The sequence below is a fragment of the Sporosarcina sp. genome (assembly GCF_029257255.1).
Taxonomy (GTDB): domain Bacteria; phylum Bacillota; class Bacilli; order Bacillales_A; family Planococcaceae; genus Sporosarcina.
In genome coordinates, this window is sequence record NZ_JARICI010000051.1 from 1 (window position 1) to 25708 (window position 25708).

The 25708-nt window shown below is 44.7% G+C and carries 22 protein-coding genes and 1 riboswitch; all 22 genes read left to right on the forward strand.

Going from position 1 to position 25708, the window contains the following annotated elements; all coding sequences use genetic code 11:
• Positions 1-180: 180 nt before the first annotated feature.
• The 22 genes from Q1J64_RS10735 (at position 181) to gatB (ending at position 25443) form a co-directional block, all read left to right on the forward strand.
• Positions 181-708: a DUF2179 domain-containing protein gene (locus tag Q1J64_RS10735; RefSeq protein ID WP_301109061.1), complete on the forward strand. Its 528-nt coding sequence runs from the start codon at positions 181-183 to the stop codon at positions 706-708.
• Positions 705-890, forward strand: coding sequence for an NETI motif-containing protein (locus tag Q1J64_RS10740; RefSeq protein ID WP_301109062.1), 186 nt, complete (start codon positions 705-707; stop codon positions 888-890). The genes Q1J64_RS10735 and Q1J64_RS10740 overlap by 4 nt, the downstream gene beginning before the upstream one ends.
• 127 nt (positions 891-1017) lie before the next feature.
• Positions 1018-1118, forward strand: a riboswitch (purine riboswitch).
• Positions 1119-1270: 152 nt separating this feature from the next.
• On the forward strand, positions 1271-1759 hold the full coding sequence (gene purE, locus Q1J64_RS10745; RefSeq protein WP_301109063.1) for a 5-(carboxyamino)imidazole ribonucleotide mutase: 489 nt from the start codon (positions 1271-1273) through the stop codon (positions 1757-1759).
• Positions 1756-2877: a 5-(carboxyamino)imidazole ribonucleotide synthase gene (gene purK / locus Q1J64_RS10750; RefSeq protein WP_301109064.1), complete on the forward strand. Its 1122-nt coding sequence runs from the start codon at positions 1756-1758 to the stop codon at positions 2875-2877. The genes purE and purK overlap by 4 nt, the downstream gene beginning before the upstream one ends.
• Before the next feature lie 45 nt (positions 2878-2922).
• Positions 2923-3177, forward strand: a complete 255-nt coding sequence (gene purS / locus Q1J64_RS10755; RefSeq protein ID WP_301109065.1) for a phosphoribosylformylglycinamidine synthase subunit PurS — start codon at positions 2923-2925, stop codon at positions 3175-3177.
• The gene (gene purQ, locus Q1J64_RS10760) at positions 3174-3857 is read left to right on the forward strand and encodes a phosphoribosylformylglycinamidine synthase subunit PurQ (protein WP_301109066.1); all 684 of its coding nucleotides are present in this window, start codon (positions 3174-3176) and stop codon (positions 3855-3857) included. Before purS ends, purQ begins: the two co-directional genes overlap by 4 nt.
• Positions 3847-6078 carry a phosphoribosylformylglycinamidine synthase subunit PurL gene (purL, locus tag Q1J64_RS10765; protein WP_301109067.1) on the forward strand — a complete coding sequence of 744 codons (2232 nt, stop codon included), beginning with the start codon at positions 3847-3849 and terminating at the stop codon, positions 6076-6078. The genes purQ and purL overlap by 11 nt, the downstream gene beginning before the upstream one ends.
• Positions 6054-7478 (forward strand): amidophosphoribosyltransferase, encoded by a 1425-nt coding sequence (purF, locus tag Q1J64_RS10770; RefSeq protein ID WP_301109068.1) that lies wholly within the window; start codon positions 6054-6056, stop codon positions 7476-7478. Before purL ends, purF begins: the two co-directional genes overlap by 25 nt.
• A gap of 11 nt (positions 7479-7489) precedes the next feature.
• A complete protein-coding gene (gene purM / locus Q1J64_RS10775; protein ID WP_301109069.1) occupies positions 7490-8548 on the forward strand; it encodes a phosphoribosylformylglycinamidine cyclo-ligase in 1059 nt (352 codons plus the stop codon).
• Positions 8545-9117 carry a phosphoribosylglycinamide formyltransferase gene (purN, locus tag Q1J64_RS10780; RefSeq protein WP_301109070.1) on the forward strand — a complete coding sequence of 191 codons (573 nt, stop codon included), beginning with the start codon at positions 8545-8547 and terminating at the stop codon, positions 9115-9117. The genes purM and purN overlap by 4 nt, the downstream gene beginning before the upstream one ends.
• A 48-nt stretch (positions 9118-9165) precedes the next feature.
• Positions 9166-10701, forward strand: a complete 1536-nt coding sequence (gene purH / locus Q1J64_RS10785) for a bifunctional phosphoribosylaminoimidazolecarboxamide formyltransferase/IMP cyclohydrolase (protein WP_301109071.1) — start codon at positions 9166-9168, stop codon at positions 10699-10701.
• Between the two features lie 21 nt (positions 10702-10722).
• Positions 10723-11982, forward strand: coding sequence for a phosphoribosylamine--glycine ligase (purD, locus tag Q1J64_RS10790; protein ID WP_301109072.1), 1260 nt, complete (start codon positions 10723-10725; stop codon positions 11980-11982).
• A 330-nt stretch (positions 11983-12312) separates the two neighbouring features.
• The gene (locus Q1J64_RS10795; protein WP_301109073.1) at positions 12313-14028 is read left to right on the forward strand and encodes an adenine deaminase C-terminal domain-containing protein; all 1716 of its coding nucleotides are present in this window, start codon (positions 12313-12315) and stop codon (positions 14026-14028) included.
• 9 nt (positions 14029-14037) lie between these two features.
• On the forward strand, positions 14038-15069 hold the full coding sequence (locus Q1J64_RS10800; RefSeq protein ID WP_301109074.1) for a DUF3048 domain-containing protein: 1032 nt from the start codon (positions 14038-14040) through the stop codon (positions 15067-15069).
• 24 nt (positions 15070-15093) lie between these two features.
• A complete protein-coding gene (locus Q1J64_RS10805) occupies positions 15094-15411 on the forward strand; it encodes a YerC/YecD family TrpR-related protein (protein ID WP_301109075.1) in 318 nt (105 codons plus the stop codon).
• 456 nt (positions 15412-15867) lie between these two features.
• Positions 15868-16566 (forward strand): heptaprenylglyceryl phosphate synthase, encoded by a 699-nt coding sequence (gene pcrB / locus Q1J64_RS10810; protein ID WP_301109076.1) that lies wholly within the window; start codon positions 15868-15870, stop codon positions 16564-16566.
• A 44-nt stretch (positions 16567-16610) separates the two neighbouring features.
• Positions 16611-18848: a DNA helicase PcrA gene (gene pcrA, locus Q1J64_RS10815; protein ID WP_301109077.1), complete on the forward strand. Its 2238-nt coding sequence runs from the start codon at positions 16611-16613 to the stop codon at positions 18846-18848.
• Positions 18849-18875: 27 nt separating this feature from the next.
• A complete protein-coding gene (gene ligA / locus Q1J64_RS10820) occupies positions 18876-20903 on the forward strand; it encodes an NAD-dependent DNA ligase LigA (protein WP_301109078.1) in 2028 nt (675 codons plus the stop codon).
• Entirely contained in the window at positions 20887-22020 is a 1134-nt protein-coding gene (locus Q1J64_RS10825) for a CamS family sex pheromone protein (protein WP_301109079.1), read from the forward strand. The genes ligA and Q1J64_RS10825 overlap by 17 nt, the downstream gene beginning before the upstream one ends.
• Positions 22021-22202: 182 nt before the next feature.
• A complete protein-coding gene (gene gatC, locus Q1J64_RS10830; RefSeq protein WP_301109080.1) occupies positions 22203-22490 on the forward strand; it encodes an Asp-tRNA(Asn)/Glu-tRNA(Gln) amidotransferase subunit GatC in 288 nt (95 codons plus the stop codon).
• Between the two features lie 56 nt (positions 22491-22546).
• Positions 22547-24010, forward strand: coding sequence for an Asp-tRNA(Asn)/Glu-tRNA(Gln) amidotransferase subunit GatA (gene gatA, locus Q1J64_RS10835; RefSeq protein WP_301109081.1), 1464 nt, complete (start codon positions 22547-22549; stop codon positions 24008-24010).
• A 2-nt stretch (positions 24011-24012) separates the two neighbouring features.
• Positions 24013-25443 carry an Asp-tRNA(Asn)/Glu-tRNA(Gln) amidotransferase subunit GatB gene (gatB, locus tag Q1J64_RS10840; RefSeq protein WP_301109082.1) on the forward strand — a complete coding sequence of 477 codons (1431 nt, stop codon included), beginning with the start codon at positions 24013-24015 and terminating at the stop codon, positions 25441-25443.
• Positions 25444-25708: the final 265 nt, after the last annotated feature.

Sequence of the window (25708 nt, forward strand, 5' to 3'; positions counted from 1 at the left end):
AGTTGTCACTCCGCGCTCTTTAACACAGCGACCGTCATATTTTTATACTTTTCAACCAGTTACTCTATGAAAACTAAAATAAATACGAAAGTGCTGAAAAGTTAGAGAATCAAAAGACTTTCCTTGAGTTTTCATGTAGGGCGCGATACGATAAAACCTACTGGGAAAGGAGAGACCAAGATGGTAATGGTATTAATTATTTTCTTGATCAATATTGTGTACGTTTCTTTTTCTACTGTCAGAATGATCTTGACGTTGAAAGGATACCGTTATATTGCTGCGGCTGTGAGTATGGTCGAAGTAGTTGTTTACGTCATTGGTCTTGGACTCGTGCTAGATAACTTAGATCAAATTCAAAACTTAATTGCGTACGCGCTAGGATATGCTTCAGGTGTAGTAGTTGGTACGAAGATTGAAGAAAGATTGGCTCTGGGGTATATTACTGTGAATGTGATTACTGCTGATATTGATAAAAAAATGCCCCATGAACTACGGCGTATGGGGTACGGCGTTACAGACTGGTCCGCTAATGGATTAAGTGGCGGCCGTTCTACGATGGAGATTTTAACGCCACGAAGATATGAATTGCAGCTATATAAAACGATAACAGAGCTTGACCCGAAAGCGTTCATTATTTCGTATGAACCTAAAACAATACATGGCGGCTTCTGGGTGAAAAGTGTGAAAAGAGGAAAGTTATTTAAATGAGCGACAAAAAAATGTGGTTTGATAGAGAAGACGATGAAACATTGGAACAATGTCTCGAGAGAATTCAGAGTTTGGGTTATACAGTAGTTGCGAGAAGAGAGAAGCCAATCTTCAAAAAAGAAGGCGAAGAGTATATTCCGGTTAAACAGCAAACCCAGTTTCAAGGGATAAAGAATAGCTGAATATAGAATACTCATCGAATGAAAGGTGTTTTTCTTTCAGAGTATGTCTAAAAGACGAATGATTACAAAAGAGGTATTGAGTAATGTTCGTATTTTAGTTGACGAATGAAATGTAAGTTGTTACTATAATAAGAGTAAATGAGTTCCCCGTATATGCCGCAGAATTGGCTGCAGCGTTTCTACCAAGACACCGTAAATGTCTACACTATGTGGGAAAGCAATTTTTCTTGGATAGCTTCGTGAGGTAGAGAGTCTATTATCACGTTTTGTTAAGGGTCCTTGAAAGTTCTGCTTTTTGTGCATGTGAAAAGTGGAGTTTTCAAGGACCTTTTTTTCTTAAAATAATTTGAATAGTACGGTAATGAAGGAGCGGATTGGATTTGGAACCGAAGATCGGTGTGATTATGGGAAGTAAAAGTGACTGGGAAACAATGAAACATGCATGCGAGATCCTGGACGAGCTTGACGTCCCCTATGAGAAGAAAGTAGTTTCAGCTCACCGTACACCTGACTTTATGTTTGAGTATGCAGAACAGGCAGAAGCAAAAGGTTTATATGCCATTATTGCGGGAGCAGGCGGTGCAGCTCACCTGCCAGGAATGGTAGCAGCAAAAACGCTGGTTCCTGTAATCGGAGTTCCCGTACAATCTAAAGCGTTAAATGGTATGGATTCCTTATTATCCATTGTACAAATGCCAGGTGGTGTCCCTGTAGCCACAGTATCGATTGGAAAAGCGGGTGCGACTAACGCGGGACTCTTGGCTGCGCAGATGATCAGTGTAACAGACGAAGGGTTGCGTGCCCGATTGCAGAAGCGCCGTGATCAAATGCGTCAAATCTCTTTGGAAAGCAGCGGTGAGCTGGAGTGAAAGTGATTTTACCTGGACAGACAATTGGAATTATAGGTGGGGGTCAGCTGGGTCGCATGATGGGCCTTGCAGCAAAAGAAGCAGGTTTCCGAATTGCTGTATTAGATCCAACGAAGAACTCGCCATGCGGACAAATTGCCGATGTAGAGATTATCGCGCCATATGATGATGAAAAGGCGTTGGCTGAGCTACGTGAAGTCAGTGATGTCATTACATTTGAGTTTGAAAATATCGATTATGAAGGTTTAAAAAGATTAACAGAGCAAGCTTATGTACCTCAGGGGGCAGAGTTGGTAAGGATTACACAAAACCGCATCAATGAAAAGGCGGAGATTCAAGCAGCCGGAGCACCTGTTGCGCCTTACATTGCAGCTGATTCATTTGAAGAACTGGCAGAGAAGATTGAGGACATCGGATATCCTTGTATTGTCAAAACAGCTTTTGGCGGATATGACGGAAAAGGTCAAGTGAAGTTAGATTCTAAAGACCAGCTGGAAGAAGCGAAACCGCTATTCGCTCATTCATCTTGTATAGCGGAAGCCTTCGTGCCGTTTGAAAAAGAAATTTCCGTCATCATACAGCGGAATTCTGCAGGACGATCATATTGCTTGCCTATCGCAGAAAATATTCACAAGCATCATATTCTGCATGAATCGATTGTACCGGCCCGTGCAGAAGAAACGGTATTACAGCAGGCAGAGCGTGAAGCAGAAAAGATTGCGAGTCATCTAAAACTTGTCGGCACATTGGCTGTTGAGATGTTTGTACTATCTGACGGCAAGATCATCATTAACGAACTGGCTCCGCGTCCGCATAACTCCGGACATTATTCAATCGAAGCCTGCAATGTTTCGCAATTTCATCAGCATATCCGTGCTGTTTGCGGATGGCCGCTGCGTAAACCGAAGTTATGGGCGCCTTCAATTATGGTGAACCTACTCGGCGAGCATGTAGAGCCAATTAAGAAAGCAATTACTGAGTATCCTGACTGGTCCATTCATTTGTACGGTAAGGCCGAAGCAAAAGAAAAACGCAAAATGGGCCACGTCACGATCATGACAGATCATATAGAAGAAACACTTCTTGAAATCGAACAATCAGGTATCTGGCAAGACTGAATAAATTTCATTACACTACTATTTCCACTTTGGGAGGAACCAACAATGACGAAAGTAACTATTTATGTAACATTACGTGAAAGTGTTGTAGATCCACAAGGCATCGCAACGACAGATGCACTTCAGAAAATGGGCTTTGAAGAGGTAACGAGTGTACGGGTCGGAAAGCTGATCGAGCTGGAGATGGATGGTTCTGAACAAACAATTGAAACGCGTGTGAAAGAAATGTGCGATAACCTGTTGATCAATAAAGTTATTGAAGACTATCGCTTTGAAGTCGGGGAGGTTGCCAGCCGATGAAATTCGCTGTCCTAGTATTCCCAGGCCTTACATGTGATCTGGATATGTACCATGCGGTTGAGGAAACAGTGAAGCAGGAAGTTGAATACGTCTGGCATACAGAGGCGGACAAGCTGGATCAATTCGACGCGGTGCTTTTGCCGACAGGTACATCTTACGGTAACTATTTACGTCCCGGTGCGTTAGCGAAAAGCTCTCCTGCATGTCAAGAGCTTCAGAAGTTTGCAGATTCCGGCAAACTGGTTCTCGGTGTAGGAAACGGATTTCATATATTAGTGGAAGCAGGCATTCTTCCAGGCGGATTTTTGCGCAATAACAGCCTGAAGTTCCGTTCTGCTGAAGAAAAATTGCAAGTAGAAAATACGGATACAGCATTTACAAAAGATTACGCAAAAGGCCAGACAATTACTCTACCGGTAGCCAGTGAATTCGGTAATTATTATGCGGATGAAGCAACAGTGGAAGAATTGAAAAATAGCAATCGTATTATCTTCACATATGCAGATGAAAACCTGGACGGCAGCACAGCTGCAATTGCAGGTATCACAAATGAAAAAGGCAATGTGCTAGGCATGATGCCACTTCCTGAACGTGCAGTAGAAGAATTGATCGGCGGTACAGATGGAGCACCTTTATTCCATTCAATCTTGAACAATTGGAGTGAAAAGCATGTCAATTAATCACGAACCTACAGCGGAACAAGTGAAAGAACAACGTTTGTATCTTCAAATGGGCATGACGGAGGGAGAGTATACACGTGCGGAAGAAATGCTTGGACGCACTCCTAACTATACGGAAACTGGATTATTCTCGGCTATGTGGTCAGAACACTGTTCATATAAAAGCTCTAAGTCTGTCCTTCGGAAATTCCCGACGGAAGGTGCTCGTGTGCTTCAGGGACCGGGTGAAGGAGCAGGAATTGTAGATATCGGCGACAATCAAGCGGCCGTATTTAAGATGGAGTCTCATAACTCTCCTTCTGCTATTGAACCGTTCATTGGAGCAGCTACAGGTGCGGGCGGGATTATCCGTGACGTATTCTCCATGGGTGCACGTCCGGTTGCGCTCGTTAACTCTCTACGATTCGGTGATTTAACAGATCCCCGCGATAAGTTCTTATTCGAAGAAGCTGTAGCTGGAATTGCAAGTTACGGCAATGCGATGGGGATTCCTACAGTAGCAGGTGAAGTGCAGTTTGATCAGTGCTACTCTAAGCGCCCGCTTGTCAATGCGATGGCGGTTGGACTGCTTAATCACGAAGATATTCAAAAAGGATTGGCGGCAGGTGTCGGCAACACTGTCTTGTATGCTGGCGCTACAACTGGTCGTGACGGAATACATGGGGCGACCATGTCATCTTCAGAGGTTTCTATTGAAGAAGAAAATGAACTGCCGGTTATGCAGGCGGGAGACCCTTTCATTGAGAAACTGTTAATGGAAGCTTGTCTGGAGCTTGTGAAATCGGATGCGCTCATCGGGATTCAGGATATGGGTGCGGCAGGTTTAACTTCCTCCGCAGCTGAAATGGCTTCTAAAGCAGGCTATGGTGTAGAAATGAATTTAAATCTTGTACCACAGCGTGAAGAAAATATGACAGCTTATGAAATGATGCTGTCTGAGTCACAAGAGCGTATGCTGATCGTAGTCAAGAAAGGCCGCGAAGAAGAAGTCATACAATTATTTACTAAATACGGTATTAATGCTGTAGCTATCGGTCGCGTAACAGATGATAAAATGCTGCGCCTTCTTCATAAAGGGGAAATAGTTGCAGAAGTTTCGGCTGATTTACTGGCTGAAGATGCGCCGAGCTATCAGAAAGAATCAAAAGAGCCAGCTTCATTTGCAGAGAATCAAGCGATGGAAAATGAAGAGCCGCAAGTGGCGGACTTGAAAGATACATTACTCGACCTGTTGCAGCGTCCGACGATTGCTTCAAAAGAGTGGGTCTACAATCAATTCGATACTGGTGCAAGAACAAGCACAGTGCTGGCTCCTGGAGCATCTGCAGGGATTATCCGCGTGCGAGGTACGAATAAAGGAATCGCCATGACAGCAGACTGTAATTCACGTTTCATCTATCTGGATCCTGAAACAGGCGGTAAAATTGCGGTGGCTGAAGCTGCACGTAACTTAGTATGTTCAGGAGCAGAACCGATTGCACTGACAGACTGCTTGAACTTCGGAAGCCCGGATAAGCCGGAAGTCTTCTGGCAGCTGGAGAAATCGGCAGACGGTATTTCAGAAGCTTGCCGTAAGCTGAACGCGCCTGTGATTGGCGGTAACGTTTCACTTTCGAATGAAGTAAACGGCGTTCCGATTTACCCGACACCGACAATCGGTCTCGTCGGTCTTGTCCATGACTTGAAACATGTCACAACTCCCGGCTTAAAACAGGCAGGCGATGCGATTTATGTGATCGGTCAAACAGCAACTGAATTTGGCGGTAGTGAACTTCAGCAGATGGTAGAAGGAAAGATTTTCGGTAAATCACCTGCTATTGATTTGGATACAGAAGTGAAGCGTCAGAATCAATTGCTTGAAGCAATTCAGCAAGGCTTGATCCAATCTGCAGCGGACCTTTCTGAAGGCGGATTTGCGGTGGCGCTTTGTGAAAAAGCATTTGCAGCAGACGGACTTGGAGTGGACGTAACTGTTGAAGGTTCTGCAGTAACAGCTTTATTCAGTGAATCACAGTCACGATTCCTGGTCACTGTAAAACCTGAGCAAGTGGCGGCATTTGAACAGAACGTGGAAGATGCTGTGAAAATCGGAACTGTGACAGATGGCGAGCAACTTGTCATCAAAGATGCAGAAGGAACGGTTTTACTGGAAGGGACGGTAGAAGAATTCCACGCTGCTTGGAAAGGGGCAATTCCATGCTTGCTGAACTCAGAGGGTTAAACGAAGAGTGCGGCGTATTTGGTATTTGGGGGCATGAAGATGCAGCGCAAATCAGCTATTACGCACTGCATGCTCTTCAGCACCGAGGACAGGAAGGAGCCGGCATCTGCGTCAAGCGCGATGACGGTCTCCATGCTGTTAAAGGCGAAGGTCTGGTCAATGAAGTGTTCTCAAATGAAAACCTGGCAACATTACATGGCTATGGTGCGATTGGACAAGTCCGTTATACGACAGAACAGGGCCGCGGTATTGAAAATGTACAGCCGCTCGTATTCCGTTCGACAACGGGAAGTCTTGCCATTGCGCACAACGGTAACTTAATTAATGCGACTGACCTAAAAGAACATTTGGAACGTCAGGGGAGTATTTTTCAGACAACTTCCGATACAGAAGTACTTGCACATCTGATCAAGCGCAGCAGCGGCTCGCTGAATCAGCGTGATAAAGTGAAAAAAGCTTTGAGCATCTTAAAAGGGGCTTTCGCATTCGTTCTCATGACGGATGAAGGCTTGATGGTTGCGCAGGATCCAAACGGTTTGCGTCCACTGTCATTAGGGAAAATTGGGGATGCGTGGGTTGTCGCATCTGAGACATGTGCGTTCGATATTATCGGAGCGGAACATGTCCGCTCGGTAGAACCAGGTGAATTAGTTATTATCAATAATAAAGGCCTGACGTCTGAACGTTTTGCCCAGCCAGCTGAACCTGCTATGTGTTCAATGGAGTATGTGTATTTCTCCCGTCCCGATTCAGATATCGACGGGATCAATATTCACGCGGCACGCAAACGCTGCGGTAAACAACTGGCGCGTGAAGTGCAAATTAGCGCAGATGTCGTCACAGGGGTTCCCGATTCAAGTATTTCCGCTGCCATCGGATTCTCCGAGCAAAGCGGCATACCGTATGAGCTTGGACTCATCAAGAATCGCTATGTAGGGAGAACTTTCATTCAGCCCTCCCAGGCGTTGCGGGAAAAAGGCGTGAAGATGAAACTGTCGCCTGTTCATCAGGTAGTTCACGGCAAACGTGTGGTCATGGTAGATGATTCCATCGTCCGTGGTACAACATCTAAGCGGATTGTCGCTATGCTCAGAGAAGCAGGCGCAAAAGAGATCCACGTAGTGATTGCATCCCCTCCATTGATTGCACCCTGTTATTATGGAGTCGACATCAGTTCCGATTCCGAATTAATTGCAACAGGACGAAATCTTGATGAAATGTGTGAAGAGATCGGTGCAGATTCACTGCACTTCCTGTCCGTTGACGGAATGCTTGAAGCGAATGGCCGGTCGCCAGAAATGAAAAACTGCGGACAATGCCTAGCTTGTTTTACAGGGGAGTATCCAACGGAGATTTATTCGGATACGGCAATGCCGCATGAAAAAGAAATCGTACGATAGGAGGCCTTTCCATGTCGAAGGCGTATGAAAAAGCAGGAGTAAATATTGAAGCAGGTTATGAGTCGGTTGAACGAATGAAGTCTCACGTGGCCCGTACTTCACGTAAAGGTGTAGCCGGAGCATTTGGCGGTTTTGGCGGTATGTTTGATCTGTCTGCGCTCGAATATAAAGAGCCGGTATTGATTTCCGGGACAGATGGTGTCGGTACGAAGCTGAAATTAGCATTTATGGCTGATCGCCACGATACGATCGGAATCGACTGTGTCGCGATGTGTGTAAATGATATCGTAGCGCAGGGAGCAGAACCTCTTTACTTCCTGGATTATGTTGCGCTTGGAAAAGCTGTTCCTGAGAAAGTGGAAGCTATCGTTAAAGGAGTGGCAGACGGCTGTGTACAGTCGGGAGCTGCTTTGATTGGCGGAGAGACAGCAGAAATGCCGGGACTCTATGAAGAAGATGAGTATGATTTAGCAGGTTTCGCAGTCGGTGCGTGCGAAAAAAGTCAATTAGTGACGGGCGAGCGTGTGCAGGAAGGTGATGTACTTGTAGGAATCGCATCCAGCGGAATTCATTCCAATGGCTATTCTTTGGTCCGTCATATCGTATTTGAACAACTTGGCGCGAAAATCGACAGTACGATTGAAGGCTATGAAGAGCTTGGTACGGTTTCAGATGCCTTGCTGACGCCGACGAAGATTTATGCAAAGCCTGTACTTGAGATGCATCAGCAGCTCGACGTACATGCGATGGGTCATATCACAGGTGGAGGATTCTTTGAAAATCTTCCGCGTATGTTTTCAGAAGGATTTGGAGTCGAAGTGGATTTAGGCGCATGGCCAGTGCTTCCTGTATTCCAAATGTTGAAGGAAAAAGGCGAATTGACAGACCGTGACCTCTACAGTGTCTTCAATATGGGCGTTGGTTTTGTAGTAGCCTTGCCTAAAGCAGAAGCAGAAAAAGCGATTAATATTGCTGAAGTTCATGGTGAGAAAGCGTATGTAATCGGCCGCGTCACTACTAAAGAAGGCGTCGCGTTCAATGGCGAGCATGACGGCACCCTTACATCATGACCAATAAAGTGAAGATTGCCGTCTTTGCATCAGGAAGCGGCAGTAATTTTGCTGCACTGGAAAAGGCTTGTAATGTCGGAGAGATTCCTGCTGAAGTAGTTTTGCTAGTCACTGATAAGCCAGATGCATTTGTCGTTCAGCGGGCAAAACAGGCGAATATTCCTGTGGCGGCTTTCCGTCCGCGTGATTTTAATTCGAAAGACTCGTACGAGCTGACGGTATTGAATAAACTGCAGGAAGTTCAGGCGGACTGGCTGATACTGGCAGGCTATATGCGTCTGATTGGTCCTGTGCTGCTCGGCGCGTATCCTGAAAAAATCATTAATATCCATCCGTCTCTGCTGCCTTCATTTCCCGGAAAAGATGCAATTGGGCAGGCAGTGACGGCTGGCGTCAAGGTAACAGGGGTAACGGTACATATTGTGGATGAAGGCATGGATACCGGTCCTATTTTGGCGCAGTGTGCTGTAAACGTCGTGGATCAAGATCACGATAAGACTGCGGCAGCCATCCATGAAGCAGAACATGAGCTATATGCAGAAACATTGAAACATCTATTTGAAAAATGATCGGCCTGTTGTGATGACAGGTCTTTTCTATAAATTGGAGGAATTACTTTGAAAAAGCGCGCACTTCTTAGCGTATCGGATAAAAGCGGAATCTTGGAATTTGCGAAGGAACTGGAACAGCTTGGATATGAACTATTGTCTACAGGTGGCACTATGAAACACCTAAAAGACAACGGTGTAGCGGTAACAGCTGTAGATGAAGTAACAGGTTTTCCTGAAATCATGGAAGGCCGCGTAAAAACATTAAATCCAATGATCCATGGTGGATTGCTTGCCAAGCAGGATGATCCGGGACATCAGGCACAAATGAAAGAGCACGGCATCCAGCCGATTGACGTAGTCTGCGTGAACCTTTATCCGTTCAAAGAAACGATCTCTAAACCCGACGTATCAACAGAAGATGCCATTGAAAACATTGATATTGGCGGTCCGGCAATGCTGCGCGCATCTGCAAAGAACCACGCATATGTAACTGTTATTGTGGATGCAGCTGATTACGAAGCCGTTTTGAATGAATTGAAAGCTGACGGCAAGACCACACTTGAAACACGCCGACGCCTGGCAGCGAAAGTGTTCCGTCATACAGCGGCTTATGATGCATTGATTTCTGGTTATCTGACTGAACTTGCAGGTGAGCAGTTCCCTGAGCAAGTGACGTATACATACGAATTGAAGCAGCCATTGCGCTATGGAGAAAATCCGCATCAGCAGGCAGCGTTCTACAGCCGTCCACTTGGATCCGATTTCTCGATTGCCTATGCAGAACAGCTTCACGGCAAGGAACTTTCCTACAACAACATCCAGGATGCCAATGCAGCAATTCAGATCGTAAAAGAATTCGAACAGCCTGCTGCAGTTGCGGTCAAGCATATGAATCCTTGCGGTGTAGGGACAGGCAGTACGATTGCAGAAGCATTCAAGAAAGCATATGAAGCAGATTCCACATCAATTTTCGGTGGAATTATTGCACTAAATAAAGAAGTGGATCAGGAAACTGCAGTACAGCTTGCAGATATCTTCCTGGAGATCGTCATTGCGCCTTCATTTACAGAAGAAGCACTGGAGACATTGACGAAGAAGAAGAATATTCGTCTGTTGACGATTTCATTTGAACAGCAGAAAAAAGATCAGTGGAACACGGTATCTGTTGAGGGCGGATTGCTTATGCAGCAGCCGGATGCCTACGGTTTTGAAGACGCGGAGATTACAGTGGCGACTGACCGTGAGCCGACAGAAGCTGAATGGAATGCAATGAAACTTGGCTGGTCCGTTGTGAAGCACGTGAAATCCAATGCAATTGTTATTACAGATGAGCAGATGACGATCGGTGTTGGCGCAGGACAGATGAACCGTGTTGGAGCTGCAAAGATCGCCTTAACACAGGCTGGAGAACGCGCTAAAGGAGCCGCGCTTGCTTCAGATGCATTCTTCCCAATGGATGATACAGTAGAAGCGGCAGCTAAAGCTGGAATCACAGCGATTATACAGCCAGGAGGATCTGTGAAAGATGCAGATTCCATTAAAAAAGCCAATGAATATGGCATCACGATGGTGTTTACAGGAGTACGTCATTTTAAACATTAAGCAGGCAGGGGGAATAGGGAAATGAAAATTCTCGTAATAGGTGGCGGCGGACGCGAGCATGCGATTGCCAAACAGTTCAGCCAAGCGCCTTCTGTAACGGAAGTATTTGTAGCACCTGGGAACGACGGCATGAAAGACGATGCGATATGTGTCCCAATCTCTGCAACAAATTTTGAAGCACTGGCGGATTTTGCAATAGAGAAGCAGGTAACATTGACGTTTGTCGGTCCTGAACAGCCGTTGGCAGAAGGGATTGCAGACTTCTTCCACGACAGAGGGCTGACGATTTTCGGTCCTACTAAAGCGGCGGCTCGTATTGAAGGCAGTAAATCATTTGCCAAGGAAATTATGGATAAATATGATATTCCGACAGCAGCTTACGGCACGTTTACGGATGCAGATGCAGCAAAGAATTTTATTCGCGAACAAGGCGCACCGATTGTCGTCAAAGCAGACGGGCTTGCGGCTGGTAAAGGCGTAATTGTTGCGATGGAGCTTCAGGAAGCTTTGGATGCAGTGGATGATATGATCGGCAATCAAAAGTTTGGCGAATCTTCTTCACGCGTCGTCGTGGAAGAATTCCTGGATGGCGAAGAATTTTCCTATATGTCTTTCGTACATGACGGTCAGATTTATCCGATGGTCATCGCACAGGATCACAAGCGTGCTTATGACGGAGACCGTGGACCGAACACAGGTGGAATGGGCGCTTATTCTCCAGTCCCTCAAATTTCGAATGAAGTGGTGCAGGAAGCATATGACCGCGTAGTTGTGCCGACCGTTAATGCAATGGCGGAAGAAGGGATTGCCTTTACAGGTATTCTTTACGCGGGTTTGATCTTAACTGAACAAGGTCCTAAAGTTATCGAATTTAATGCGCGTTTTGGGGACCCGGAAACACAGGTCGTCCTGCCGCGTATGGTATCTGATTTCGGTCTATTTATGGAAGCATTGATGGCGGGACAATCTTTTGATCTGCAGTGGGATGAAGAAGCGATGCTTGGTGTTGTACTTGCATCTGACGGATATCCGGTTGATGTCATTAATGGAAGAGAGCTTCCGAATCTTGATTCTATAACAGCGTCTGGGCTTGATGTATTCCATGCAGGAACGAAATTAGAAAATGGCAAATTTGTCGGTAACGGTGGACGTGTTCTGCTGGTGGCGGCGAAGGCAAGCGATCTGAAAGAAGCACAAGAAAAGGTTTATGAAGGTCTTTCCACAAAAGAATGGAATGGTTTTTTCCACCGGCACGATATTGGCTGGAGAACATTTGAATAATTAAAACATCCATCCCTCTGCATCCATTTTGATGCGGGGGGATTTTATTATGCAATAGCAAGTAAAAATCACCCTGTGTAAACAGTAGGTTAAATATAGATATCCACAAGGTTATACTAGATACTGTGAATTAATAGTGGGTAAAGTGTGAATAAACTGTTAGTAATGTGTATAACTTGTGTGCAAATTGTGGATATTCAAAACACCTCTGTGGAAAACATAAATGTAGCTTGCCTATTTACTGCCAGGTTGCTATCTTAATATACAGTGATTATTAATTGGACAATGTAATAGTAGACTACTATTTATCTAATAGGGGCGGTGGCAGTAATGTGGAATGCACAGGAGTTGCAGGAGCAGCTCGCGATTATTAACGGACAGAAAGCGCCGGATATTTTGATCGAAAATGCAACGTACTTACACTCTATTTTTAAAAAATGGATGAAGGGCAATATCTGGATTCAAGGTGATCGGATCGTGTATGTCGGAGAGAGGTTGCCTGCTCAATTTGAAGGAACTGAGCGGGTCGATGCTTCGGGCAAGAAAATTGTCCCCGGCTATATCGAGCCTCATGTTCATCCGTTTCAGCTTTATAATCCCGAAAGTTTTGCAGATTATGCGGGAAAACGCGGCACGACAACGATCTTATCTGATAACCTGATGCTCTTTTCATTATTGGATAGACAAATAGCATTTACTGTCATTGATCAATTAAATGAACTGCCTTTCTCGTTTTATTGGTGGGCCCGTGTGGATTCGCAGACGGTGTTACAGAACGAGCAACAGCTGTTCAATCCCGAAGATATTGCCGCCTGGCTGAAACGGTCAGATGTATTGCTGACGGGCGAACTGACAAGCTGGCCCAGACTGCTGCAAGGCGATCAGCAAATGATGCAGTCTTTAATTGAAGCAAAACGTCAGGGGAAAAAGATTGAAGGTCATTTCCCGGGCGCTTCAGAACGAACACTGGCCCGAATGAAACTTCTCGGAGTGGATGGGGATCATGAATCGATGACAGTCGATGAAGTGGAAAGACGCCTGCAGCAAGGATACGCCGTTACCTTGCGTGAATCATCTATTAGACCAGATCTGTCCAATCTACTAGAAGGAATCATAGAGAGGGACTTGAATGTATTTGATCATTTAATGATGACAACGGATGGTTCTACCCCCTCTTTTTATGAGGATGGTGTAATGGACAAATGTATTCAAATTGCACTCGATGCCGGAGTGGCGCCAATCGATGCATATCAAATGGCTTCTTATAATGTCGCGAGGTACTATGACATCACCGACTTGCATAGTGTAATTGGGACAGGCCGTTTCGCTACATTAAATTTTTTAGAGGATGAATGGAATCCTGTGCCGATGGATGTATTGTCAAAAGGACAGTGGCTCTTAAAAGAAGGTCAAGCTATGAAGAAATTTCAGGCTGTTGATTGGAAGAGACTTCCGGACTTTACACTTCCTTTTGAAGTAACAGACCAAGACTTTTCCTTCAAATCAAATAAAGGAATTGAAATGGTCAATGACGTCATTACGAAAGTATATGAGACGGATTTGGATCTCACTGACAGAGTAATTACTGATTGCAATGAATGTTTCCTGCTGCTGATTGATCGCAATGGCAAGTGGCGTGTTAATACGATGCTGAAAGGTTTTGCGAATTCATTGCAGGGCTTTGCTTCTTCCTATTCAAATACTGGAGACATTTTGTTGATTGGACAGGATTGGGAAGAAATAAAAAGAGCTTTCAACGAACTGAAAAAAATAGGTGGCGGGATGGCAATTGCTGAAAATGGTGAAATCATCGTCACACTGCCATTAGCTGTATCTGGCGGTATGTCTGAGCAGCCACTGGAAGTTGTTGCTGAGCAAGAACTGGCATTAAAGCAAGTGCTGAAAGAACGTGGATACCATCAAGGAGACGCGATTTATACGCTATTGTTCCTGGAGTCCATTCATTTGCCGCGTGTTCGAATTACACCTGTTGGTTTAGTACAGGTGCTGAAAAATGAGCGCTTAATTCCTAATACAGAAAGGTAGGAACTCAAATTGAAATGGAATGGACGAATGCTGTTACTAACCGCTTTATTAAGCCTTTTACTTATAGGTGGATGTTCTTCAAAAAATACTGTTTCAGAAAAACCGGAAGAACAGCCGGAAGAACTGATCTCGTCCACGTATCCTGCTCCCTATACGGGTGAGCTGTTGCTAGAAAAGCTGGAGAATCGTCCCGTTCTGGCAACCATTAATAATCATCCACTGGCTCGTCCACAATCTGGCATTGCAGATGCAGATCTGATCTACGAATTTTTAGCAGAAGGGGAAGTGACACGCTTGTTGGCACTGTTCCACAGCCAGATACCTGAACAGGTGGGTCCAATTCGCAGTGCACGTGATTACTTTGTGAAGATGGCGGAAGGAATGGATGCTTTCTATATTGCCCATGGCTACAGCCCGGATGCCAAGAAACTTCTGGATAACCGGGTTGTCGATCAAGTCAACGGCATGCAGTATGACGGAACTTTATTTAAACGTTCATCTGACCGCAAAGCACCTCACAACTCATATATTTCAAAAGATAGTATTGAGCAGGCGTTTGAAATCACGAACGCATCTGAAAAGATCTCTAAAATGCCGGTCTTTTCTTTCCTAAATCTCGCTGAACGTGATAAAATAGGTGATATCGCTTCATCCATTATGGTCACGTACGGCAACAATCAGAATTTTGCCAGTACGTATCAGTATGATGAGCAGACGAATCGTTATTACCGTTCTGTCAATGGTATCGACACAGTCGATAAATTAAATGAACGGCGCGTAGAATTAGCGAACATAATTGTGATGGAAATGAATCATAAAATAGTGGATCGAGAAGGAAGACAGGCAATTGATATTCATTCGGGCGGCAAGGCAATGTTGTTTCATGATGGAATTGCTAAACCGATAGAGTGGGAAAATATGGACGGGTTTCTAACGCCGTTAGAACAGGGCCTTCCTGTGAAATTAACGGCAGGTAAGACTTGGATTCATATCGTACCGACTATGTCAGGACCCGCGTCTACTGTCACTTTTACTCCATAGGATCGACATTGAGAGGGTGAGGACATGCAAATCGATAAAATCAGAAGTGAGCAGACAGATCAATTATTCAACGCCATCCTACAGTTGAAAGACTTAGAAGAGTGCTACCAATTTTTCGATGATGTTTGTACAATGAGCGAAGTCCAGTCACTCGCACAGCGATTAGATGTTGCACATATGCTGCGGAAGAAAAAAACCTACGACAGCATCCAGCAAGACACCGGCGCAAGTACAGCCACCATCTCCCGCATTCGCCGTTGCGTAGACTACGGATCCGGAGGCTACAACCTCATGCTCGAACGCCTCTACCCCGAACTCGATCAGAACCAGCCAAAAAAATAATAACCCAACCGGCCGGGCCACAACCCACCGGTTTTTTTGGTAGATATCTAAAGCGGAGACGGCCGCTAAGACTCGACAGGCACTGGAGGGCTGGCTCATAACGCAAGATAACCCCACAGTGCCAACGCGACGCTGAACCACAGCACAATTCCTAACTCTTTTTAAAGGTCTTAGCCATAATCTGTTCTTGACTTCACGTACACTTTTATAACACGCCAGCTGTAAAGATAGGTTAATGTGAAACCACGTGCTTTGAGCGTACTAATTAGGATTGAAGCAGGAGGCGGTCGACTCCGGAAAGCGTACCGTCTGAAGCGCAAATCCCAAGCTGCTTGCCTTAGTATCCTGACAAAGTACATGTTTTGGCTAAGAGCCCTTTGTAAAATAGATTATTTGGAATAATTTTGTTAAGAATAAATAACTAAACCTATACAGATTACCGAAAGGAGAACAAACATGGATTATAAAACATGGCGTCACGCCTTTAAGATTGATCCGGCAAAAGAAATATCAGATAAAGATCTGGAAGCAATTGCGGAATCTGGAACAGACGGCGTCATAATTGGAGGCTCAGACGGTGTCACAATTGAAAGTGTATTAGACCTCCTGGCACGTTTCCGCCGTTTCTCCGTGCCTCTTGCATTAGAAGTATCCACTGTAGAATCCGTAACACCAGGCTTCGATTACTATTTCATTCCGACCGTTTTGAATACAACAGATTCAAAATGGCTAAATGGATTACATCATGAAGCGCTTCGGGAATACGGGCACATGATGAATTTTGATGAAATTATCACCGAAGGTTACTGCATAGTGAATCCGGATTGCAAAGCTGCTGAATTAACTGGTGTAAAGAAAGTGCCGGACGAAGAGGATGTACAAGCTTATGCCCGCATGGCAGAACATCTATTTTCGCTGCCTATTTTTTATTTGGAATACAGTGGACAATATGGAGATCCAGCAATCGTACGCGCTGCTAAAGAACTGCTTGAAAATACGCGTTTATTTTATGGCGGAGGTATCCATACAAAAGAGCAGGCCAAAGAAATGGCGGCAATTGCAGATACAGTTGTTGTAGGAAACGTAGTTTACGATGATCTAAAAAGCGCTCTTTCCACAGTAAAAGCAGTAAAATCTGTTCCTTTATCTGTGTGAATCATATATAATCAGAACAAATGTTTCTAAAAGGCGGTACTGACATGAATAAACTATCAGAAGACTTACTGAAAGGCATGAATCCTGAGCAGGCGAGAGCTGTTAAGGCAACGGAAGGCCCGCTGTTGATCATGGCGGGAGCCGGCTCTGGAAAGACGCGTGTATTAACACACCGTATTGCCTACCTCGTAGTAGAAAAACAAGTGTATCCTTCAAATATTCTCGCAATTACTTTTACCAATAAAGCGGCACGCGAAATGCGGGACCGAATTGACGGTCTGCTTGGTGCGGGATCTGGCGAACGCATGTGGGTTTCTACGTTCCACTCGATGTGTGTACGGATACTTCGAAGAAACGTCGACCGTATCGGGTTGTCAAAGAACTTTACGATTTTAGACAGTGCCGATCAGCTGACAGCGGTCAAGCGTGTGTTGAAAGAATTGAATCTTGATCCAAAGCAGTATGATCCGCGTGCAATGCTCGGAGCGATCAGCAATGCCAAAAACGAATGCATCGATGCAGATGAATTTAGGAAAAACTGTAATCCTCAAAATCCGTATGAACGGACAGTCGCGGACATTTATGAGCGCTATACAAAAAAGCTCCGTCAAAATCAGTCGATGGACTTCGATGATCTGATTATGATGACATTAGTGTTGTTTGAGCGCGTTCCCGATGTATTAGAATTTTATCAAAATAAATTTCAGTATATTCACGTCGACGAGTATCAAGATACTAACAATGCGCAGTATCGTCTTGTGAAGATGCTTGCTTCAAAGTTCCGCAATATCTGTGTAGTCGGAGATTCCGATCAATCCATTTATCGCTGGCGCGGTGCCGATATCGGCAATATCCTGTCTTTTGAAAAAGACTATAAAGAAGCAAAGGTTATTTTATTGGAACAGAATTACCGGTCAACTAAAAGAATTCTGCAGGCTGCCAATGAAGTAATCAACAATAATAAGAGCCGTTATGACAAAAAGCTGCGTACAGATAATGCGGAAGGCGAATTGATATCCATCTATAAAGCACGTGATGAAAAAGATGAATCACAATTTGTCGTTCAGCAGATTATTGAGCTGAAAGAACAGCAGGGCCTGACGCTTGATCAATTTGCCATACTTTACCGCACCAATGCGCAGTCACGTGTGATTGAGGAATATTTATTGAAATCCAATCTGGACTATACAATAGTCGGCGGTACAAAGTTCTATGACCGCAAAGAAATTAAAGACCTGCTGGCTTACCTGCGCCTGATTGCTAACAATGACGATGATCTGGCATTTGCCCGTGTCATCAATGAACCGAAACGAAGCATAGGTGCCACATCATTTGAACGGATGGCAGTGTTTGCGCTGGAAAATGACCGTTCCATCTTTGATTCACTTCAGGAAGTGGATTTTATGGGACTGCCTGCGAGAGCGGCCAATGAAGCAAATAAATTCCGCGAAATGATCGACGGTTTCTCGCAAATGCAAGAATTTCTGTCAATCACTGAATTGGTAAAGGAAGTAATTGATAAATCAGGTTACCGCAGCATGCTGGAAAAAGAGAAAACGATAGAAGCGGAAAGCCGTCTTGAGAATATTGAAGAATTCCTGTCCGTTACAGAAGCCTTCGAAAAACGCGCAAAGGAAGAAGAAAGTGAGCTTTCTCTCGTTGCATTCTTGACTGATCTGGCTCTAGTTGCAGATATCGATACGCTGGATAAGGAAGAGAACTCTTCGACGGAAAAAATCGTCCTAATGACGATGCATGCCGCAAAAGGACTGGAATTTCCTGTCGTCTTCGTGATCGGGCTGGAAGAAAACATCTTCCCGCATATCCGTGCACTTGATGATCCAGAAGAAATGGAAGAAGAGCGCAGGCTTGCTTATGTGGCAATTACACGTGCAGAACAGCGTCTGTATCTAACTTGTGCCGGCTACCGAATGCTGTTTGGACGTTCGAACTTTAACTCGCCTTCCCGTTTCCTCAATGAAATTTCAGAGGAATTGACTGAGATGCTCGCTGACGGGAACGGCATGAGTATACCGTTCAGCCAGGCAACACAAAAACCAAATGTTCCGCGTGCTGCTGTCAAACGTCCGGTTTATAACGAAAGCGGCGGAGAAAAATTACAATGGAAGCCCGGCGATAAAGCGACTCATAAGAAGTGGGGAACGGGCACGGTAGTAAGTGTAAAAGGTGCGGCAGATGATCTGGAACTTGATATCGCATTTCCTAACCCTGTCGGCATCAAGCGGCTGCTTGCTAAATTTGCACCAATCGAAAAAGTATAATGTGTTTCTGAGGAGTGTGGACTAACGATGGATGATGTACTGGAACTGGAAAAACGGGTTGCTGAGCTGAATAAAATCCTTCATGAGTACGGACATGCCTATTATGACTTGGATGCTCCGATTGTACCTGATTCAGAATATGATAAGAAAATGCAAGAATTGCTCGCAATTGAAGCGGAGCATCCGGATTTGATTTATCCAGATTCCCCGACCCAGCGAGTTGGCGGAAAACCGCTTGAAGTATTCAGTAAAGTCGTTCATCGTCATCCGATGCTCAGTTTAGCGAATGCTTTCAATGAAGAGGATCTGCGTGATTTTGACCGTCGGGTACGTGAAGCCGCAGGCAGTGCTATTTATGTCTGTGAATTAAAAATTGATGGTCTCGCGGTTTCGCTTCAATACGAAGAAGGGCGGCTTGTTCAAGGTTCTACTCGGGGTGACGGTGCAGTCGGTGAGGATATCACCGCGAACCTGAGAACAATCCGAACGGTGCCGCTGAAGCTGAAGGAACCGCTGACGATTGAAGTACGTGGAGAAGCTTATATGCCCAAGCGTTCATTTGCCAATCTGAATGAAGACCGGGACGAAGCGGGGGAAGCTCCATTTGCGAATCCTCGGAATGCCGCAGCAGGATCCTTGCGCCAGCTGGATCCGCAAATTGCAGCAAGCAGAAACTTGGCAACGTTCATTTACGCTGTCGGCGGAGATGCAGAAGTGTATAATTTGGACAGTCATTCACAGGCGCTGGATCATTTAGATACGCTGGGTCTGACGACAAATCATGAACGCAAGCGCTGTAAGACGATTGAAGAAGTACTCGAGTACATAGCGTACTGGACAGAAAGTCGTCAGAACCTGGATTACGAGATCGACGGGATTGTCATTAAAGTCGATAATTTTGAATCACAGGAACAGCTCGGCTATACGGCAAAAAGTCCTCGCTGGGCAATTGCTTACAAGTTCCCTGCAGAAGAGGTCCGTACAAAATTAATTGATATCGAACTGAGCGTCGGCCGCACGGGAGTTGTAACACCTACAGCTATTCTGGAACCTGTGCGAGTTGCGGGTACAACAGTGGGACGAGCTTCCTTGCACAATGAAGATTTAATACGGGAGAAAGATATTCGTATCGGTGATCTTGTCGTACTGCGTAAAGCAGGCGATATCATACCGGAAATTGTCATGGCAATCAAAGATGAACGAACAGGCGAAGAAGAGCCGTTTCATATGCCTTCAGAATGTCCGGTATGCAGTTCTGAATTGGTGCGAATTGAAGGGGAAGTTGCCCTGCGCTGTATGAATCCGAAATGCCCGGCCCAAATGAAAGAGGCGCTGATTCACTTCGTATCAAGAAAAGCAATGAATATCGAAGGAATCGGTGAGAAGTTAGTAGAACAGTTGTATACCGCAAATCTCGTTCAGGATGTCTCCGATCTCTATACACTGACGGAGGAATCGTTACTCACCCTTGAGCGAATAGGAGAAAAGTCTGCGAAGAATATTGTCTCTGCTATTGAACAGTCCAAAGGGAATTCATTGGAAAAATTATTATTTGGTCTCGGAATCCGTCATGTCGGAGAAAAAGTGGCACGGATTTTAGCAGAGGAATTCCGCACGCTTGATGCGCTCGAACAACTGACAGAAGAGCAGCTTGTCAATGTTTTTGAGATTGGCGATATCGTCGCGGATGCCGTAGTAACGTATTTTAATACAGAAGAAGTACAGGAAGTAATGAACAAATTGCGCTCGTACGGCGTCAATACTATATATAAAGGTGTCACGCGTGAAGAATTGCCGACAACAGGCCCATTTGCAGGTAAAACGGTTGTATTAACCGGTAAATTAACTGGCCTTACCCGCACGGATGCCAAAGAGCAGATTGAAGCGCTAGGCGGTACAGTGAGCGGCAGTGTCAGCAAGAAAACGGATCTTGTCATTGCAGGAGAAGACGCAGGCTCCAAGTTAACGAAAGCACAGGAGTTAGAGATTGAAATTTGGGATGAACAAGCAATGCTTGACGCCCTTGGAGTGGATACGAATGAAAAGAAAGACTAAGTGGCTTGTGCCAAGTGTTCTGTCGGCTGTATTGCTGACGGGATGCCTGCCAAAGCCTGGTGATGATCAGGAAAAAGCAGTCCAGGAAACAGAAGAGAGTGATCAGGAGATGGTGCTGATTCCTGAAGCGAAAGTCAAAGATGAATATTATCGCACCCCTGTGCCTTTCAAAAAGAGCGCGAGCAGGGGACTCGTCGTCAGTAACTTGAACACGAAATACGATATACAGGAAACAGAAGAAGGACTGTTGCGGATTTCTACGCAGTATTTTGATCCATCCGACTATTATTTCCAAGAAGGTCAGTACATTGACCGGGATACTGCAAAGGAATGGCTGTCAAGGAAATCAAACTACGAGGCTGGACTGAATCCTGCAATTAAAGACGATATGAGCCCTGAGCAGATCGCAGAAAAAGCGCCGATTTATCTTGCACATATCGTCGAGCAAAACTATTTGCAGATGACGGATGAAAAGAAAGTAAAACTTGCGGGAATAACGATCGGTCTCGCAATGAACTCGATGTATTATCCGCGTGAAGGTAATGAACGTTCCATTGACGATAAGACAATCGAGGAGAAAGGCAAGCAAATGGCAGATATTATTTTGCAGCGTCTGCGTGCAAAACCGGAACTTGCAGAGATACCGATTGCTGTCGGTCTGTTCAAGCAAAAGAGCCGGAGTGATATCGTACCAGGTACATACTTTGCCACAGCGATTGCACAAAAAGGAAAAAATGAATTCACAGGTTGGAAAGAAGTGGACGAAACTTATGTATTACTTCCGGCCTCTTCACCGACAGGCAACTACCGGGATTTGAATACGACGTTCAAGAATTTCAAACAGGATATCGATGACTATTTCGAGAGCTTCGTCAATGCGGTGGGGACTGCATTCTATAAAGATCAGAAGTTGAATTCCCTGCATATTGAAATACCGATTCAATTTTTCGGCAAGAGTGAGCTGATTGCTTTTTCGCAATATCTCACTTCATTGGTGAAAACGCACTTTAAAAACATACCTGTTGAAATCAGCGTTACGTCAGTTAATGGTCCGGAAGTATTGATTGTCAATGAGGGGAACAGCAAAGAACCTTTTGTTCACGTCTATGGCTATTAATACGACAGTTTTTGACATGACAAACTTTCCAATGAACTGATAAAATGGTATGATGAACTGAAAACAGTTTAGCCTCCGGCGGATGTTACAGACTGAATTTGAGCTTGCTTGAATTCAGTTTGCATGCAAATACGCGGAGGCATAATTGATTTAACCGATGGTAAAATGAGGAGGAACGATGTATGACAACATTTTCGAAAGATGACGTCAAGTATTTCGCTGATTTCGTCCGTATTGGCGTTTCCGAAGAAGACAAAGAAACATTCTCTGCGAAAATTGCAGATTTAATTGAAAGTGTCAGCAACTTAAAAGAAGTTGACGTGGCAGGTGTTGAGCCAATGACACATCCAGTTCCTATGATCAACGTATTGCGTGAAGACCAGCCAAAAGATATCTTGGACCGTGAAAAGATGCTTGCAACTGCTGAAGATCACGAAGACGGTATGATCAAAGTTCCGGATATCCTATAAAAGAAATTTGCTGAATTAAACATATTCACGGCACAACAACAGTAGGAGGAAAAGTGATGACGTTAACAAGTAAAACAGCTGCAGAACTTCAAGCGCTTTTACATAAAGGGGAAGTAACAGCGAAAGAAGTAACACAAGATACATTAAAAGCGATCGAACAGACAGAAGAAAAAATTCATGCATTTATTCACGTGGCGAAAGAAGAAGCAGCTGCCCGTGCAGAACAGCTTGATCAGACGGCTGCAGATTCACGCGGTGCTCTATTCGGTGTGCCGATCGGGATTAAAGACAATATCGTCACGAAAGATATGACGACAACTTGCGCGAGTAAAATGCTGGAAGACTTCGTTCCCGTTTATAACGCAACTGTCATGGATAAATTGGAAGCTGCAGGTGCAGTGAACGTAGGTAAGCTGAACATGGACGAGTTTGCAATGGGGTCTACGACAGAGACATCTTATTTCGGTAACACGTTAAATCCATGGAATACAGACCATGTACCGGGCGGTTCTTCAGGCGGATCTGCAGCAGCAGTCGCAGCAGGAGAAGTTCCACTTTCACTTGGTTCAGACACAGGCGGATCTGTACGTCAGCCGGCTGCATTCTGCGGAATCGTTGGAATGAAGCCTACATACGGACGTGTTTCACGTTTCGGATTGACAGCATTCGGTTCTTCACTTGACCAAATCGGTACTCTTTCACGCACTGTAGAAGATAATGCACTTTTATTAGGTGTAATTGCAGGAGAAGACGATAATGACAGCTCATCTTCAGCCAAGGCTGTGCCAGATTATACAGCAGCATTGACTGGCGATATTAAAGGCTTGAAAGTTGCCGTACCAACTGCTTACTTAGGTGAAGGTATCGATTCAGAAGTGGCCGCTACAGTAAAAGAAGCCATCAGCGTATTGGAATCACTAGGCGCTGTATGTGAAGAAGTGGAGTTGCCGCATATCCAGTATGCGCCGACTACGTATTACGTAATTTCTTCTTCTGAAGCACAGTCTAATCTTTCCCGTTTCGATGGATTGCGTTACGGCTATCACACGGAAAATGCTGAAAACTTGGAGCAGGCGTATTTCCGCACGCGTCAAGAAGGATTCGGTGAAGAAGTGAAAAAACGTATTATCTTCGGAACATATGCAATGAGTGCAGATCACCATGAAGACTTATATGTGCGTGCACAAAAAACACGTACGTTGATTGCACAGGATTTTGAAAAAGTATTTGAAAAATATGATGTAGTGATTGGACCTACTGCTGCAGCTACTGCGTTTAATCTGGGTGAAACTGGCGGCGATCAGCTTGTTCATTATGCAAACGATGTACTTGCGGTACCTGCAAACTTGACAGGACGACCAGCGCTTTCCGTACCATGCGGTTTCGTCAATGAACTGCCAGTTGGTATGCAGATCTTGGGCAAGCATTTTGACGAAGAAACGCTGTATAAAGTGGCGCACGCTTACGAGCAGGCAACTGATTTCCACAAGCGTACTCCAGCGATTCGGGAGGGGAAATAATCATGAACTTCGAAACAATTGTCGGACTTGAGATCCACGTAGAATTAAAAACAGATACTAAAATTATGTCTCCGGCACCTTCACGATTTGGTGCGGAGCCAAATAAAAATATACACGTAACAGACATCGCATATCCCGGTGTACTGCCTACACTGAATAAAAAAGCCGTTGAATTTGGAATGAAAGCGTCTATGGCACTTAATTGTGACGTTGCGCCTGTTATGAACTTTGACCGTAAGCATTACTTCTATCCGGATAATCCAAAAGCCTATCAAATTTCTCAGGATAAGCGTCCTGTAGGATCAAACGGCTGGATTGAAATTGAAGTAGATGGTAAAAAGAAAAAGATCCGCATCGAGCGCGTTCATTTAGAAGAAGATGCAGGAAAACTGACGCATACAGAAAACGGCCATTCATACGTCGACTTAAACCGTCAGGGCACGCCACTTATTGAAATTGTCACGGAAGCAGATGTGCGTTCTCCGGAAGAAGCGTATGCATTCCTTGAAAAATTAAAAGCTATCATCCAATATACAGGCGTTTCAGACGTTCGTATGGAGGAAGGATCACTTCGCTGTGACGCAAACATTTCATTGCGTCCATTCGGCCAGGAGAAATTCGGTACGAAAACAGAACTGAAAAACTTGAACTCTTTTAACTTTATTCGTCGCGGTATTGCGAATGAAGTAGCTCGCCAAGAGAAGATTCTATTGTCAGGCGGAACGATTCAGCAGGAAACTCGCCGTTATGATGAAGCGACTGGCGATACGGTATTAATGCGAATCAAAGGCAGTGCGAACGATTACCGATTCATTAATGATCCAGACTTGCCTGAAGTTCATATTGAGCAAGAATGGATGGACCGTGTGCGAGCGGAAATTCCTGAATTGCCGGATGCACGTAAAGCGCGCTATGTATCCGAATTGGAACTTCCTGAGTATGATGCGCACGTATTGACATTGACAAAGGAAATGTCTGACTTCTTTGATGCAACAGTGAAAGCAGGAGCAGATGCTAAACTTGCTTCTAACTGGCTGATGGGCGATGTGTCGGCTTACTTGAATGCAGAATCAAAAGAGCTGCATGATACGCCGCTGACTCCTGAAAACCTGGCGCAACTTGTGAAATTAATTACAGACGGCACAATTTCTTCGAAAATCGCGAAAAAAGTATTTACAGATCTCGTGAAAAATGGTGGAAATCCTGCAGACATCGTCAAAGAAAAAGGTCTTGTTCAAATTTCTGATGAAGGTACACTTCGTACAATCATTACAGAAATCCTGGATTCAAATGAGCAGTCAATTGAAGACTTCAAGAACGGTAAAGATCGTGCAGTTGGCTTCTTAGTTGGTCAAGTAATGAAGGCAACTAAAGGACAGGCTAACCCTCCATTAGTGAATAAGCTCTTGATGGAAGAAATCAAGAAAAGATAATACAGCCACATGAATAGTTATATAAGTTGAATTAAACTTTTTACATGAAAAAGTGTACTATGTCAAACCTACTCAGTTGATTGGAGTGCAAGGCAACCTAAGTACGTCGCGTCAAAGTGCCTTAATTTCTGAAAGACACAGAAATACGGTTAAGCGAACCCTTGCTGTTCGCTTGGCTCACCTCGGGCCCGCAAGAAACGCGTCCGCCTGTAACGGAAATCAACGGTACTTAGTAATTTCGACAATGTAGGTTTTTAAGTTCAAC